The organism is Serratia sp. JKS000199 (genome assembly GCF_900215455.1).
GTDB classification, from domain to species: domain Bacteria; phylum Pseudomonadota; class Gammaproteobacteria; order Enterobacterales; family Enterobacteriaceae; genus Serratia; species Serratia ureilytica.
The window spans coordinates 2986993-3001567 of sequence record NZ_LT907843.1 but is presented as its reverse complement, the minus strand read 5'-3'; the positions used below and the strand labels follow the sequence as shown (position 1 = coordinate 3001567).

The window sequence follows — 14575 nt, the reverse complement described above, 5'->3', positions numbered from 1 at the left end:
GTAATCAAATGAATAGCGAAACACCCGTCGATTTTCAGCGGCGGGCCGGTTTCCTCTGACGATTTGTCTTTGGGGGGCGAATCGCACTGGGTTTTATGCAATCTCATGCGCCTGAGCGCGACTTATTTTTCATTATTTTAAGCAATGTTAAGTCCCGGCTTGTCCGGCGGGGCGCGGTGTGATTTTTGTTGCAAATCGTCTGCCGCGGCGCGACCTAATCGCGGTATGATCTTCACGTTGTCACGCAAGGGAAAAGGGTTATGTCGTCGAAAATTGAGAATGTGAAGAAAGAGCTGCTGTCGGACAACTGGTATGTGCTGCACAAGTACACGTTCGATCTGAAACGCAAAAACGGCGGTTCGGTGCAACAGGTGCGCGAGGTCTACGATCGCGGCAACGGCGCCACCATTTTGCTGTATAACCGCGCCAAAGGCACGGTGGTGCTGACCAACCAGTTCCGCATGCCGACCTATGTCAACGGCAACGAGAGCGGCATGCTGCTCGAGGCCTGCGCCGGCTTGCTGGACGCCGACTCTCCGGAGCAGTGCGCGCGCCGCGAAGCGGTGGAGGAGACCGGTTTTCAGGTCAGCGAGGTGAAGAAAATCTTCGAAGCGTACATGTCGCCGGGCGGCGTGACCGAAATCGTGCACTTCTTTATCGCCGAATACCATGACAATGAGCGGCGCGCGGCCGGCGGCGGCATTGAAGATGAAGATATTGAGGTGATCGAACTGCCGTTTCGCGACGCGGTGGCGATGATCGCCGATGGCCGGATTAAAGACGGCAAAACCATCATGTTGCTGCAGTATTTGCAGATTCATCGGGTGATGGAATAAAAAAAGCCGGTCATGATGACCGGCTTTTTTATCGGCTTGCACCCGGCGGCTTACTTCAGCAGCGCCTGCGCCTTGGCCACCACGTTGTCCACGGTGAAGCCGAACTCGGCGAACAGCTGCTCCGCCGGCGCCGACTCACCGAAGGTGGTCATGCCCACGATAGCGCCGTTCAGGCCCACGTACTTGTACCAGTAGTCCGCGATACCCGCTTCCACCGCCACGCGCGCCGTTACCGCCGCCGGCAGCACCGACTCGCGGTACGCCGCATCCTGCTTGTCGAACGCGTCGGTCGACGGCATCGACACCACGCGCACCTTGCGGCCCGCCGCGGTCAGTTTGTCCGCCGCCTCCACCGTGATGCCCACTTCGGAGCCGGTGGCAATCAGGATGACGTCCGGCGTGCCCGCACAGTCTTTCAGCACGTAGCCGCCGCGGTACACGTTCGCCAGCTGCTCTGCGGTGCGCGGCTGCTGGGTCAGGTTCTGGCGCGAGAACACCAGCGTGGTCGGGCCGTCGTTGCGCTCGATGCCGTACTGCCACGCCACCGCCGATTCCACCTGGTCACACGGACGCCAGGTGCTCATGTTCGGGGTCACGCGCAGGCTCGCCAGCTGCTCCACCGGCTGGTGGGTCGGGCCGTCTTCGCCCAGACCGATGGAGTCGTGGGTGTAGACGAACACGTTGCGCAGCTTCATCAGCGCCGCCATGCGCACCGCGTTGCGGGCGTATTCCACGAACATCAGGAAGGTCGCCGAGTACGGCAGGAACCCGCCGTGCAGCGCGATGCCGTTGGTGATGGCGGTCATGCCGAACTCGCGCACGCCGTAATGAATGTAGTTGCCCGCCGGGTCAACGTTCAGCGCTTTCGAACCGGACCACATGGTCAGGTTGCTCGGCGCCAGGTCGGCGGAGCCGCCCAGGAACTCCGGCAGCACCTTGCCGAACGCTTCCAGCGCGTTCTGCGACGCCTTGCGGCTGGCGATGTTGGCCGGGTTGGCCTGCAGTTTTTCCACGAACGCTTTGGCGTCCGCTTTCCAGTCCGCCGGCAGCTCGCCGTTCATGCGGCGCTTGAACTCGGCGGCCAGTTCCGGGAAGGCCTTGGCGTAGGCGGCGAACTTGTCGTTCCAGGCCGCTTCTTTGGCCTGACCGGCTTCCTTGGCGTCCCACTGGGCGTAGATGTCCTGCGGGATTTCAAAGGCGGCGTATTTCCAGCCCAGCGCTTCGCGGGTGGCAGCCACTTCGGCGGCGCCCAGCGCGGCGCCGTGCACGTCATGGGTGCCGGCCTTGTTCGGCGAACCGAAGCCGATAACGGTCTTGCACATCAGCAGCGACGGCTTGTCGGTCACCTTGCGGGCTTCTTCAATCGCGGCCTTGATGGCGTCCGGGTTGTGGCCGTCGACGTTGCGCACCACGTGCCAGCCGTAGGCTTCGAAACGCAGGGCGGTGTCGTCGGTGAACCAGCCGTCGACGTGGCCGTCGATGGAGATGCCGTTGTCATCGTAGAAGACGGTCAGCTTGCCGAGCTTGAGGGTGCCGGCCAGGGAGCAGACTTCGTGCGAGATGCCTTCCATCATGCAGCCGTCGCCCATGAAGGCGTAGGTGTGGTGGTCGACGATGTCGTGACCAGGGCGGTTGAACTGCGCCGCCAGGGTGCGTTCGGCAATGGCGAAGCCGACGGCGTTGGCGATGCCCTGGCCCAGCGGGCCGGTGGTGGTCTCAACGCCCGGGGTGTAACCGTACTCCGGGTGGCCCGGGGTTTTGGAATGGAGTTGACGGAAGTTTTCCAGCTCGCGCATCGGCAGGTCGTAGCCGGTGAGGTGCAGGAGGCTGTAAATCAACATGGAGCCGTGGCCGTTGGAGAGCACGAAACGGTCGCGGTCAGCCCAGTGCGGGTTAGTCGGGTTGTGGTTGAGGTAGTCGCGCCACAGGACTTCGGCGATGTCCGCCATGCCCATAGGGGCCCCCGGGTGGCCGGAATTTGCTTTTTGTACGGCGTCCATGCTGAGTGCGCGGATGGCGTTGGCAAGCTCTTTACGAGAAGACATAACGAAACTCCAGTGCGATTACAGTTGAGCGGCCAACATGTCTTCCAGCTTCTGCTGGTCGACGGCGAACAGGCGGATGCCTTCGGCGAGTTTTTCCACCGCCATGGCGTCCTGATTGTGCAGCCAGCGGAACTCCGCTTCGGCCAGCGGGGCAGGTTGGTGGAAGCCCTCGGTCGAAGGGGTCAGCTTGCGTTCGACCGGCTGCTCGCTGTTTTTCAGCTGCTCCAGCAGGTTCGGCGCGATGGTCAGGCGATCGCAGCCGGCCAGCGCCAGGATCTGCTCAACTTTGCGGAAGCTGGCGCCCATGATCACCGTCTGGTAACGATGACGCTTGTAGTATTCATAGATGGTGCGCACCGATTTCACGCCCGGATCCTGATCGGCGTCGTAGTCGGCGGCAGGCTGTTTAGCCTGGTACCAGTCATAGATGCGGCCGACGAACGGCGAGATCAGATACACGCCGGCTTCGGCGCAGGCGCGGGCCTGAGCGAAGGAGAACAGCAGCGTCAGGTTGGTGTTGATGCCTTCTTTTTCCAGCTCTTCGGCGGCTTTGATGCCTTCCCAGGTGGAAGCCAGCTTGATCAGGATGCGCGATTTGTCGATGCCCTGTTCCTGATACATGCCGATCAGTTTGCGCGCTTTGGCGACGCACATGCCGCGGTCGAACGACAGGCGGGCGTCCACTTCGGTGGAGATGCGGCCCGGCACGCTTTTGAGGATCTCGACGCCGATGTTGACTGCCAGTTTATCGCTGGCGTTGATCAGCTGGGTTTCCTTGCTGCCGCCCTGGCGGCGGGCATACTCCAGCGCTTCGGTGATCAGCGCTTTGTACTGCGGCAGCGCGGCGGCTTTCAGGATCAGCGAAGGGTTGGTGGTGGCGTCCTGGGGTTCGAACTGGCGGATGGATTCGATATCGCCGCTGTCGGCGACCACCGTGGTCAGCTGCTTGAGTGCGTCTAATTGATTCATTGATAAGCTCCTTGACCAAGCTCAACGTAGGGAAATGAGAACCTTTTTCATCATAGGGGGAACACACTGCATCATCGGATCGAGAATGAAAATGCGCTTTTTCTGATTGTTGCGATGGATAATAACAATGAATGACGAATAAACCCAGGCGGAGCGCGGCTTGCGCGCGACCGCCATCGAGACTGCAGGCGGTTTAACGCCGACCGACCGCGTTTTCGTAATAGCCGATCCGCTCGACTTTCGGCGCCGAACCTCCCCCTTCAAACTCCGATTCCAGCCAGGCATCGACGATGGTTTTCGCCAGTTCGGCGCCGATGACCCGCGCGCCCAGCGTGATGATCTGCGCATCATTGCTTTTGCGCGCCCGTTGGGCGGAGTAGGTATCGTGACATTGCGCCGCGCGAATGCCGGGCACTTTATTGGCCACGATGCTCATACCGATGCCGGTGCCGCACAGCAGGATCCCCCGCCGATGTTTTTCCTCCCGTATCGCCTGCGCGACGCGATAGGCGATATCGGGATAGATCCCCGTTTCTGCGGTGCGATCCGTCGTGTAGTCAATGACGGGAATGTCCCGTCGTTGCAGGTGGGCGACGATCAGATCCTTCAGTTCAATGGCGGCATCGTCGGCGCCGATGGCGATAGGCAGCATAGCGGTCTCCTGATTGGTAACGAAAAGGGCGGCGATCCTCGGTGGCGCCACGTTCATTACCGTATCCCTGTTTAATCAAATGTTCAATTGGTGTTCTTTTGTTTTTTGCCTGATTTTTCTGTTCCTCCCTTTAAAAGGTGACGATCGTCACTAAAAAAGGGGTTTTAATCGTTATTTATCCTCATGCAGACGGGTTTTTGAGCGATATCACAGTTTGGCAAGTTCTCTGTGGGCAAATTGAACGCGTGACGTTAGTGTTCATTTGTTCTTTGTTTGTGTTATTGATCATAAAGAGTCACCCTACCAGAGGAGAGTGCTATGTGTCAGACCTGCATGACAGAGGCGAAAATGGCGGACGGTATCCCCGAGATCATGAAGGCGGTTGTGGCGTACGCCCCGAAAGATTACCGCCTGGAACAGGTGCCGGTACCGAAGATCGGCCCGAAAGAGATCCTAGTGAAGATCGAGGCCTGCGGCATCTGCGCCGGCGATGTTAAAGCGTTCGAAGGGGCGCCCAGCTTCTGGGGCGATGAAAAACAACCGGCATACATCAAGGCGCCGATGATCCCCGGTCATGAGTTTATCGGCCACGTGGTGGGATACGGCGAAGGCGTCGAGGGCTTCAATCTCGGCGATCGGGTGATATCAGAACAGATCGTTCCCTGTTGGCAATGCCGCTTCTGCAACCGCGGCCAGTATTGGATGTGCGAAAAGCATGACCTGTACGGTTTCCAGAAAAACGTCAATGGCGGCATGGCCGAGTACATGAAGTTCACCAAAGAGGCGATTAACTATCACGTACCGGCCGATCTGCCGATCGAAAAAGCCATTCTGATCGAACCCTATGCTTGCTCCTTCCATGCGGTGCAACGCGCCAATATCAAACTGGGCGATGTCGTGGTGCTGGCCGGCGCCGGCACCCTGGGGCTGGGCATGATCGGGGCGATCAAAAAGTCCGGGCCCTCGAAGCTGGTGGTGCTGGATCTGTCCGACGAGCGTCTGGCGCTGGCGAAGTGCTTCGGCGCGGATGTGACGCTGAACCCGACCCGTGACGACGTGCCCGCGGCGGTTAAAGCGATGACCGACGACTACGGCTGCGACATCTACATCGAGGCGACCGGCGCCCAAAAGTCCGTGGAACAGGGCCTGACGCTGATCCGCAAACTCGGCACCTTCGTGGAATTTTCCGTGTTCAAGGATCCGGTGACCGTCGACTGGAGCATCATCAGCGACCGCAAAGAGCTGGACGTGCTCGGTTCGCACCTCGGCCCTTACTGCTACCCGCTGGTGATCGAAGGCATCGCCAATGGCGATCTGCCGACCGAAGGCGTGGTGACGCATACGCTGCCGCTGGAACAGTTCGCCGAGGGCTTCGAGCTGATGAAGCGCGGCATCGGTTCAATCAAAGTGGTGCTTAATCCAAACCTCTGAAACCTGCATCGTTCTTCGGGTGCGGGTGAGCCTGCGCCTCCATAATCACATGTGCTGGGGTGTTCTATGTTGCATGGACTGATTCATCGCATTGGTCTGTCACCGAAACTGCTGCTGGGCTATGCCGGCGTGTTGGTGTTCATGATGGGCGAAGGGCTGGAACAGGGCTGGCTGTCGCCTTATTTGATCGGCAAGGGGCTGAGCATTCAGGAATCGGCGCTGCTGTTCAGCGTTTATGGTTTTGCGGCCGCGATCGCCGCCTGGTTTTCCGGCGTGCTGGCGGAAATCTTTACCGCCCGGCGGGTGATGTTGGCCGGCCTGCTGCTGTTTCTGTTCGGTTCGGTGTGCTTTTTGACGTTCGGCCTGCCGAGCAACAACCTGGCGATCATGGTGCCGACCTATGCGCTGCGCGGCTTGGGTTATCCGTTGTTCGCCTACGGCTTTCTGGTGTGGGTGGCGTATGAGGCGCCGCCGGAAAGGCTGGGGTCGGCGGTGGGGATTTTCTGGTTCGTCTACAGCGGCGGGCTCAGCGTGCTGGGCGTGCTGTATTCCAGCATCATGCTGCCTTATCTCGGCGAGATCCACACGCTGTGGAGCGCGCTGATTTTCGTCGTGCTGGGCGCGGTGATTGCGCTGATGCTCAATCGCGACGACGGCGCGGCACAGAGCGGCAACCGGGAAAAAGCGTCGCTGGGTTACGTCTTGAAAGGCATCACCATCGCGTTTGAAAACCCGAAGATTGGCCTGGGCGGCATCGTGCGCACCATTAATACCTCTGCGGCATACGGCTTCGTCGTATTCATGCCCATGTACATGATGGATATGGGGTTCACCCGCACGCATTGGCTGCAGATGTACGCCGCGCTGTGGACGGTCAACATCATTTTCAACCTGATTTTCGGCGTGATCAGCGACGGTCTCGGCTGGCGCAATGTGGTGATGTGGTTCGGCTGCGTCGGCTGCGCCTTGACCACGCTGATGTTCTACTACGTGCCGCAATTCTTCGGCGCCAACTACCTGCTGACCGTTTGCGCCGCCGGTTTGTTCGGCGCCTGCCTGGCGGCGTTCGTGCCGCTGTCGGCCATCATGCCGTCGCTGGCGCCGGACAATAAGGGCGCGGCGATGTCGATTCTCAATCTGGGCGCCGGCCTGAGCACCTTTGTCGGCCCGGCGGTGGTGGGGCTGTTTATCGGCAGCCTCGGCACCGTTGGCGTGATCTGGATCTTTACCGGCTTGTACCTGTTCAGCGGCGTGCTGATGAAATTTGTCACGCTGCCGAAGGAAAACGCGATGGCGCAGGAAGAACGCGGCGCGAGTTTGGCGAAAATATCCTGACCGAGGGTGAAGTTCACAGTTTTAAGGGGAAATTTATGATTAATCATCAAACTACGGCGCCGCGCGAGCTCTCGCTGCAGGGCAAGGTGGCGCTGATTACCGGCGGCGCTGCGGGGATCGGTCTCGCTATCGCCGAACGCTATCTGCAAAACGGCGCGCGCGTGGCGCTGCTCGATCGGGCGCCGCAGGTTGCGGAAGTGGCGCGACAGCTGGACGCCGAGGCGGCGCTGGGCGTCGTGGCCGACGTCACCGATGCCGCGTCGGTGGAGCGGGCGGTGGCGCAGATTGAGGCGCATTTCGGGCGGCTGGACGTGCTGGTCAACAGCGCCGGCATCGTCGCGCTGCATCCCGCTGAGGAACTGCCGGAAGCGGCGTGGGATGCAACCCTGGCGGTCAATCTGAAAGGCGTGTTTCTCACCTGCCAGGCGGTGGGTCGCCGTTTCATTCGCCAGCGCGGCGGCAGCATCATCAATCTCGCCTCGCAGGCCGGGGTGGTGGCATTGCCGAATCACCTGGCCTATTGCGCCAGCAAAGCGGGCGTTATCGGGTTGACCCAGGTGCTGGCGCTGGAGTGGGGGCCACACAACGTGCGGGTCAACGCCATTTCACCCACCGTGGTTTTGACGGAGCTGGGGCGCAAAGCCTGGTCTGGCGAGGTGGCTGAGCAGATGAAGCAGAAAATTCCGCTGCGGCGCTTTGCTGAGCCGCAAGATATCGCCGCCAGCGCCCTGTTTTTGGCCGGTGACGCGGCGGCGATGATCACCGGCGCCAACCTGGTGGTCGACGGCGGTTACACCATTCAATAATTTCTTATTCAGGCGACAGAGAGGCCGCGATGAACAGAATCATTAACGATCCCGATCACGTAGTGGAAGACGCCATTCAGGGCTATAGGCTGGCCCACCCGGACTATTACGCCGCCACTGACAATGCGCGGGTGTTGAAATATCCGCCGGCGCCGATCGCCGGCAAAGTGGGCATCGTCACCGGCGGCGGTTCCGGCCATGAGCCGGCGTTTCTGGGGTATGTCGGCAAAAACATGCTGGATGCCGTCGCAATTGGCGAGATTTTTTCATCGCCTACGGCGGGGGCTTTTCTCGACGCGTTCAAGGCGGCGGACAGCGGTGCGGGCGTCGCTTGCCTGTACGGCAACTACGCCGGCGACAACATGAACGTCAAGATGGCGATCAAGAAGGCCACGGCGGCCGGCATACGGGTGAAAACCGTGGTGGCCAACGATGACGTCGCCTCGGCGCCGGCCAGTGAGATCGATAAACGGCGCGGCGTGGCCGGAGAAATTCTGATGTGGAAGGTCGGCGCGGCGGCGGCGGCCAAGGGATACGATCTGGACGGCGTGATCGGCGCGGCGCAAAAAGCCATCGACCGGTGTCGTTCGATCGGCGTCGGCCTCAGTTCCTGCACCATTCCCGCGGTCGGCAAACCCAATTTTCATATCGAAGACGGCAAGATGGAGATCGGCATTGGCCATCACGGCGAACCGGGCATTGAGGTGTCGCCGATCCAGTCGGCGTCGGCGATGGCCGGCACCATGCTCGATTTCGTGCTCAACGACATGCCGCTGGAACAGGGGCATGAGGTGGCGTTGCTGATCTCCGGGCTTGGCGCCACGCCGGTGATGGAGCTGTATATCTATTATGCCGAAATAGAGCGTCGGTTGACGGCGAAAGGCGTGCGGGTGCATCGGCGCTACGTCGGCAATTACTTCACGTCGCTGGAAATGATGGGCGTGACGCTGACGCTGATGACGCTGGATGACGAACTGAAAACGCTGCTGGACATGCCGGCGCAATCTTTAGGCTTAACCCAGGTGGAGTGAATCATGACGGAACAAATTTCAACCCGGTACGGCAGTGAGATCGTTACGGGGCTGATAGAAACCATTGTCAGCAACCGCGAATACCTGAGCGAAATCGACGGCGCCATCGGCGACGGCGACCACGGCATTAACATGTCGAAGGGATTCGCGATGTGCGGCGATGCCATTCGCGGCCGCGAGCTCACGTTGGCGCAGGCGTTCGATGCGGTTTCCGATGCGCTGATGGAGGGCATCGGCGGTTCGATGGGGCCGCTGTACGGCAGCCTGTTCATGGGCATGGCGGAGAGCGTGCGCGAGCGCAGCGTGCTGGATAAGCAGGCATTTTTGGCGATGTTGCACGGCGGTTTGCGCGAACTGCAGGACATCAGCAGCGCGGGCGTGGGGGACAAGTGTCTGATGGATACGCTGATACCGGCGGTAGCGGCGTTTGAGCAGGCGGCGGGGCGCGGTGACGACTTCGCCGCTGCGCTGGAACAGATGAGGATCGCCGCGGCGCGCGGGCGCGATTCCACGCGCGAGCTGGTGGCGAAAATCGGCCGCGCCAGCCGTCTGGGCGAGCGTTCGCGCGGCGTACTGGACGCCGGCGCGGTATCTTGCTGCCTGCTCTTGACCCGATTGGCGGACGAGGTGGAGCAACGACTGAATACCGTTGCCGCCTGAACGCGTTATACTAGCGGGCATTCAGCATTGTCGGAGGGGCGTGTATCGTCCCTCCGCCATGATTAACCGGCCTGCCGTGGGGAAACGTCTAACGGATGGAAAAACAAACTGTGTCCCAGGATAACGAACTGCTGACCGAAATCGCCGTTGCTTATTATCAGGATGAGATCACGCAGGAAGAGATCGCCAAAAAGTTCGGCATCTCACGGATCAAAGTCGGTCGTTTGCTCAAGCGCGCCAAGGAAGAAGGCATCGTCGAGATCAACGTGCGTTATCACCCGGTGTTCAGCACCCGGCTGGAACAGCAGATGATGGAACGTTTTCCCATCAGCCGCGCGCTGATCGCGCTCGATCATCAGGACGAAGAGGAACAGCGTCGGCAAGTGGCGGCGCTGGTGTCCAACTACCTGGCGATGTCGCTGAAAGACGATATGGTGTTGGCGGTCGGGCAGGGACGCAACGTGGCGGCGATCGCCGATCACGTCGGCAGCGTGGCGGAGCGCAACTGCAAGTTCATCTGCGGCATCGGCGGCACCCACCGTCCGGGCGATGCGATCAACGCCGACCATATCAGCCGGCGTCTGGCGAAGAAGTTCGGCGGCAGCAGCGAGACGCTCTATGCGCCGGCCTACGTCGAAAATCGCGCGTTGAAAGACGCCTTCATGCAGAACGGCACGATCAAGGAAACGTTGGATCGCGCGCGTAAGGCCGATGTGGCGTTAGTCGGCATTGGCGACATGAATGAAAACAGTTATATGGTGAAATTGGGGTGGTTTACGCCGCACGAGATTATCGACGCCAGCCTTAATCAGGGCGTGATCGGCGACATCGCCGGCTATGACTTTTTCAATGCCCAGGGGCAGCATGTCGATACGGTGATGAATGACCGTGTGATTGGGCTGAGCATTGATGAGCTGCGCAAAATTCCGTGCGTGATCGCCATTGCCTCCGAGAATACCAAGGCGCTGGCGATTTTGGGCGCGTTGCGCACCGGCGCCATCGACATTATCGCCACCAGCGCGCTCAATGTGCGCACTATCCTCAACATGTCGCAATAGCGACACCCGCAAAAAAAGGGTTCAGCGCCAGGCTGAACCCTCCAGAGACATCCCCCTTTTGACGGATCAGTGGCTGAGGTTGACGTCGATCGCCTGATAGAAGGCGTTGGCGGTGTCGGCTATGTCCCACACGGCAAGGATCACGTGCGAACCGCTGCGATCTGCCGGTATGTTGCACTGGTGGGTGACCTGCGCGGCAGGGATGGCGCCGCCGTCGTTGAACTGGCAGAACGGCGTCAGGTCAAAGGAAGCGCGGGTCAGCGGTTGAGAAGCGTCCCAGTTCGGCTTGGTGATGAAATAGCGCCAGCTGGTGGTGCTGTGACGCGCGGTCAGCTTCCAGGTAAAGGAGTTCGGGCCGGTTTTCAGGTTGAGCTTGTTCCAGCGCGTCGGCGTTTGCTGATCCAGTTCGAAGAAGGTGGACTTGTTGGCGCTGGCGATATGGCCGTCAACCGGGCCGGCCTGCGGGAAGCCTTTCAGGCCTTCGACGCTCTGCGGTTCGTACTGCACGCTGCCGCACTGGGTGTTGAGCTGCAGTTTGCACTGGTAGGCGCGGCTGGCCGGCGACTCGACATAACCGTGAGCATTCGCCTGTTGCGAAACGCCGAACATGGCCGCGCTCAGCAGGCCCAGAGAGAGCAGGGTACGGGAAGTTTTGTTCATAAGTCACTCCTGACTGAAATTATGTTGTAAGTTGAGCGTATTTCACCGACAAAATGAGAGACTAATAACGCAATTAGAAATAACCCTTCTTGTCGGCTTGTTTTATTTTTATCATTCTGGTCGTGCGATAGAGCGGAATGTTTTAACGGCTATTAACGAAAATTATTATGATGACGATCTTTGATCGTTAGGCTGAATTTATTTAACTGTCGCTGTGTAAAAGTAGGGCGCTATGATGAATTTTATATCAGGTCGTGATGAATAGTATTTAAGATAGCGCTCTCATTTATGAAGTATATTGCTTGTTGCTATGAGTACCCTTGTTCGATTTGATCGATTTTTGTGCGCCACCACCTTGGGAATTTAGTGTCATTTTTCTTATTTTATTTTAAAGAGGAATTTGTATGACTAGATTATCCCTGGACGCGATTAAAATAATCAGCACCATCAAGAGCACCGGTTCTTTCTCTATGGCGGCGGAGGCGCTGCATAAAACGCCTTCGGCGATCTCTTATCGGGTTTCCAATATTGAAAGCAAACTCTGCGTGAAACTTTTTCATCGCAATGGCCCCATGATTACCCTGACGGATGAAGGGGAGTTTCTCCTGCAGGAAGGCAGCTGGATATTAAATGCGGTGCAGGATCTGGAAAGCCGGGTGCGCAACATCCCCAAGCTGGACAATAATATCCGCCTGGCGGTAGACACCTTCTTCCCGTTGGAAACCCTGACGCAGGATATCCGCGACTATATTCAGCATTGCCCGAACGCCAGTATCTCGGTGCAGCGAGAAGCGTTGAACGGCACCTGGGATGCGCTGAAGAACAACCGGGCGGATCTGATCATCGCCATCGGCCAAATTCCCGACAGCGTGCAGGCTAAAACCCTGATGCTCGGCAAGCTCAACTTTGTGCTGTGCGTGTCGCCTTCGCACCCGTTCGCGGCGCAGAGAAAGCCGGTGTGCAAGAAACAGCGGTTGAACGACATCGTGGTGGTGATCGCCGACAGCAGCCATGAGCTGCCCAAGCGCAATCACGGCACGCTGCCCTTGCAGCGTCAGTTGGTGGTATGCGACGTGGAAAGCAACCTGGCGCTGCTCAAACGCGGCATCGGCCACGCTTTTCTGCCGCCTGCTTTGATCGAAAAGGAATTGGCCAGCGGCGAACTGGTGACGGTGCCGGTAGAGATGCAAAAGGGCGACGAAATGATTTGGCTGGCGTGGCACCCGGCCAGCAAGGGCGCCGGGTTTAACTGGTGGCATGAGCGGCTGACGCGCAAAAGCGATGTCTACAGCCTGATGGGCCGCGAAGTGGTGCGGGATGGCGGTTATCCTTGGTGCCACAACTGAAGGAATAGAGACGAAGGGACGCGAAAATCAAACGGTTAACTCAATGAAAACCCCGCAGCATTCGGCTACGGGGTTTTTTTACGGCTTACGCCACGCGGCCCACCTTCAGCCAGGCGCCGTCAGAACCGGGCGCCGAGGTGATGTAACCCCATTTGGTCTGCCAGACGTAACCCTGATAGGACACCAGCGCGCCCTGCGCGTAAGTGGTGCCCGGCACATAAGCCGGCGCGGTCATGATCGGCAGGTTGCCGGGGCCGACGCCGGTGTAGCGCAGCCCGGTGCCCATATCCAGCTGGCTGTCGTCGTAGTCCGCGGCGTTGAAATAGCGATCCAGCGAGGCCAGCAGATCGCCGTTGCGGTTGTCTTGCCCCAGATGCCAGAACATCACGCCGCCCAACTGCTGCTGCTTGATGTATTTCGCTTTGTATTTGAAGCTCTCGGCATCGTCATAGGTGACGAACAGCCCTTTCTGCGCATGATACAGGTAAGGCGTTTTGGTCTTGTCGTTCCACAGCCGCTGATAGCCGTAGTTGCCCAGCAGCATCTGCTCCAGTTGGCGATAGGAGGCGATGCGCGGATCCTTGTCGCGCACGCACTCTTCGCAGCCCACCAGCCAGTAATCGGTGTTCGGGTACGGATCTTCGCCCGGCGTGCTGTGGCTGCTGTATTGCCCGCCGTTGCCGCCGCTGACGCCCTTGAAGGCGCGGCCGTAGAAGGGCACGCCCATCACGATTTTGGCGCTCGGCACGCCTTCCATCATCAGGTGTTGCTGCACCGCGGCGTCGACCGTCAGGCTGAACGGGCTGGGGAAGGCGCGGGTCAGCTCTTCCCAGCTCCAGCCCAGGTTGGCTTCGCGCAGCGCATTGTAGAAGGTCGGCCCGGCCGCATCGCCGAACAGCGCCGCCTGGTGGTTGGTTACCTTCTCCCAGGGGCCGGCCAGATCGTAGGTCATCAGGTTGATGTAATCGAGCGGCGCGACGATCTGCGCCAGCTTGCTGTAATAGCGCGACAGGAAGAAGGCGCCGCCGGCGCCGGCGATGGTCAACTGGTACGGCAACGCCTGGCGGCCGTCGGCGACGGTTTGCTGGTTCAGCAGGGTGCGGATCTCCTGCAGCGCGGCGATGAAACCGTCCACTTCCGAGGCTTGCGGGTACTCCCAGTCGATATCCACGCCGTCGAAGCCGTAATCCTTCATGATGCGCACGCAGGATTGGGCGAACTTGGCGCGCGACGCCGGGGTTTTCACCGCGTTGACGTAGTTGGCGTGCGACACGCCCAGATCGTTGGAGTAGTACCAGCCGCCGATGGAGAACATGATGCGCAGGCTGGGGTTGTGCGCTTTGAGCGCGGTCAGACGGTTGACCACATCGCGCGCCTTGGCGTCGTTGGTGGCCGGATCCCAGGCGCATTCCAGATTGCTGTTGATATCCAGGAACGAGAAGTTAATGTGCGTCAGCTGTTTGGCTTTGGCCGGCGTGATGTTGGAAACCGGGAACGGCACGACAGACGTATCGGTCTCGGTGTAATTATTGATTTGGTTGGTCGGAATAAAATAATACCCAATAACGGCTTTACGTGTGGACATGGCATTTCTCCAGAGTGGATGTTTTTCGATGGGGAAATATTTCCCGTTGCCATTAATGTTTATTTTTCGCGGAAATAACAGTCGAAACAAATCACGATAAGAATGAATTTTTTATTCACTGCCGCCTGCCTTGGCGTTTATGTGTTGTGCCAGCATTCAGC

Annotated in this window: 13 protein-coding genes; 8 read left to right on the top strand and 5 right to left on the bottom strand. The window is 59.3% G+C overall.

The window, feature by feature from the left end; translation table 11 throughout:
- Nucleotides 1-260 precede the first annotated feature (260 nt).
- A complete protein-coding gene (gene nudK / locus CPH57_RS14330; RefSeq protein WP_096242475.1) occupies nt 261-836 on the top strand; it encodes a GDP-mannose pyrophosphatase NudK in 576 nt (191 codons plus the stop codon).
- Nucleotides 837-886: 50 nt separating this feature from the next.
- Here nudK and tkt read toward each other — a convergent pair whose 3' ends face one another.
- The 3 genes from tkt to rpiB form a co-directional block, all read right to left on the bottom strand.
- Nucleotides 887-2881, bottom strand: a complete 1995-nt coding sequence (tkt, locus tag CPH57_RS14325; protein ID WP_096242474.1) for a transketolase — start codon at nt 2879-2881, stop codon at nt 887-889.
- 18 nt (nt 2882-2899) lie between these two features.
- Complete coding sequence (gene tal / locus CPH57_RS14320) at nt 2900-3850, bottom strand: transaldolase (RefSeq protein WP_016926754.1); 951 nt, start codon at nt 3848-3850, stop codon at nt 2900-2902.
- Nucleotides 3851-4043: 193 nt separating this feature from the next.
- Nucleotides 4044-4502, bottom strand: coding sequence for a ribose 5-phosphate isomerase B (gene rpiB / locus CPH57_RS14315; RefSeq protein WP_033643988.1), 459 nt, complete (start codon nt 4500-4502; stop codon nt 4044-4046).
- A gap of 318 nt (nt 4503-4820) precedes the next feature.
- Here rpiB and CPH57_RS14310 point away from each other — a divergent pair, with 318 nt between their 5' ends.
- The 6 genes from CPH57_RS14310 to CPH57_RS14285 all read left to right on the top strand — a co-directional run bounded on the left by CPH57_RS14310 (nt 4821) and on the right by CPH57_RS14285 (nt 10823).
- Entirely contained in the window at nt 4821-5933 is a 1113-nt protein-coding gene (locus CPH57_RS14310; RefSeq protein WP_096242473.1) for an alcohol dehydrogenase catalytic domain-containing protein, read from the top strand.
- A gap of 66 nt (nt 5934-5999) precedes the next feature.
- Nucleotides 6000-7268, top strand: a complete 1269-nt coding sequence (locus CPH57_RS14305) for an MFS transporter (RefSeq protein WP_042785164.1) — start codon at nt 6000-6002, stop codon at nt 7266-7268.
- Between the two features lie 35 nt (nt 7269-7303).
- Nucleotides 7304-8074, top strand: a complete 771-nt coding sequence (locus tag CPH57_RS14300) for an SDR family oxidoreductase (protein WP_046687601.1) — start codon at nt 7304-7306, stop codon at nt 8072-8074.
- A gap of 29 nt (nt 8075-8103) precedes the next feature.
- Nucleotides 8104-9105 (top strand): dihydroxyacetone kinase subunit DhaK, encoded by a 1002-nt coding sequence (locus CPH57_RS14295; protein WP_060660386.1) that lies wholly within the window; start codon nt 8104-8106, stop codon nt 9103-9105.
- 3 nt (nt 9106-9108) lie between these two features.
- Nucleotides 9109-9765 (top strand): dihydroxyacetone kinase subunit DhaL, encoded by a 657-nt coding sequence (gene dhaL / locus CPH57_RS14290; protein ID WP_033643985.1) that lies wholly within the window; start codon nt 9109-9111, stop codon nt 9763-9765.
- A gap of 95 nt (nt 9766-9860) precedes the next feature.
- Complete coding sequence (locus tag CPH57_RS14285; RefSeq protein WP_069100658.1) at nt 9861-10823, top strand: sugar-binding transcriptional regulator; 963 nt, start codon at nt 9861-9863, stop codon at nt 10821-10823.
- A gap of 66 nt (nt 10824-10889) precedes the next feature.
- Here CPH57_RS14285 and CPH57_RS14280 read toward each other — a convergent pair whose 3' ends face one another.
- Nucleotides 10890-11483 (bottom strand): lytic polysaccharide monooxygenase, encoded by a 594-nt coding sequence (locus CPH57_RS14280; RefSeq protein WP_033643984.1) that lies wholly within the window; start codon nt 11481-11483, stop codon nt 10890-10892.
- A 404-nt stretch (nt 11484-11887) separates the two neighbouring features.
- Here CPH57_RS14280 and CPH57_RS14275 point away from each other — a divergent pair, with 404 nt between their 5' ends.
- Nucleotides 11888-12829: a LysR family transcriptional regulator gene (locus CPH57_RS14275; RefSeq protein ID WP_025303805.1), complete on the top strand. Its 942-nt coding sequence runs from the start codon at nt 11888-11890 to the stop codon at nt 12827-12829.
- Nucleotides 12830-12914: 85 nt separating this feature from the next.
- Here the strand turns inward: CPH57_RS14275 and CPH57_RS14270 are convergent, their stop codons facing one another.
- Entirely contained in the window at nt 12915-14414 is a 1500-nt protein-coding gene (locus tag CPH57_RS14270; RefSeq protein WP_033652572.1) for a glycosyl hydrolase family 18 protein, read from the bottom strand.
- Nucleotides 14415-14575: the final 161 nt, after the last annotated feature.

Excerpts from the sequence above, each read along its gene's own strand:
- nudK (WP_096242475.1), top strand. The coding sequence starts at position 261 with ATGTCGTCGAAAATTGAGAATGTGAAGAAAGAGCTGCTGTCGGACAAC.
- tkt (WP_096242474.1), bottom strand. The coding sequence starts at position 2,881 with ATGTCTTCTCGTAAAGAGCTTGCCAACGCCATCCGCGCACTCAGCATG.
- tal (WP_016926754.1), bottom strand. The coding sequence starts at position 3,850 with ATGAATCAATTAGACGCACTCAAGCAGCTGACCACGGTGGTCGCCGAC.
- rpiB (WP_033643988.1), bottom strand. The coding sequence starts at position 4,502 with ATGCTGCCTATCGCCATCGGCGCCGACGATGCCGCCATTGAACTGAAG.
- CPH57_RS14310 (WP_096242473.1), top strand. The coding sequence starts at position 4,821 with ATGTGTCAGACCTGCATGACAGAGGCGAAAATGGCGGACGGTATCCCC.
- CPH57_RS14305 (WP_042785164.1), top strand. The coding sequence starts at position 6,000 with ATGTTGCATGGACTGATTCATCGCATTGGTCTGTCACCGAAACTGCTG.
- CPH57_RS14300 (WP_046687601.1), top strand. The coding sequence starts at position 7,304 with ATGATTAATCATCAAACTACGGCGCCGCGCGAGCTCTCGCTGCAGGGC.
- CPH57_RS14295 (WP_060660386.1), top strand. The coding sequence starts at position 8,104 with ATGAACAGAATCATTAACGATCCCGATCACGTAGTGGAAGACGCCATT.
- dhaL (WP_033643985.1), top strand. The coding sequence starts at position 9,109 with ATGACGGAACAAATTTCAACCCGGTACGGCAGTGAGATCGTTACGGGG.
- CPH57_RS14285 (WP_069100658.1), top strand. The coding sequence starts at position 9,861 with ATGGAAAAACAAACTGTGTCCCAGGATAACGAACTGCTGACCGAAATC.
- CPH57_RS14280 (WP_033643984.1), bottom strand. The coding sequence starts at position 11,483 with ATGAACAAAACTTCCCGTACCCTGCTCTCTCTGGGCCTGCTGAGCGCG.
- CPH57_RS14275 (WP_025303805.1), top strand. The coding sequence starts at position 11,888 with ATGACTAGATTATCCCTGGACGCGATTAAAATAATCAGCACCATCAAG.
- CPH57_RS14270 (WP_033652572.1), bottom strand. The coding sequence starts at position 14,414 with ATGTCCACACGTAAAGCCGTTATTGGGTATTATTTTATTCCGACCAAC.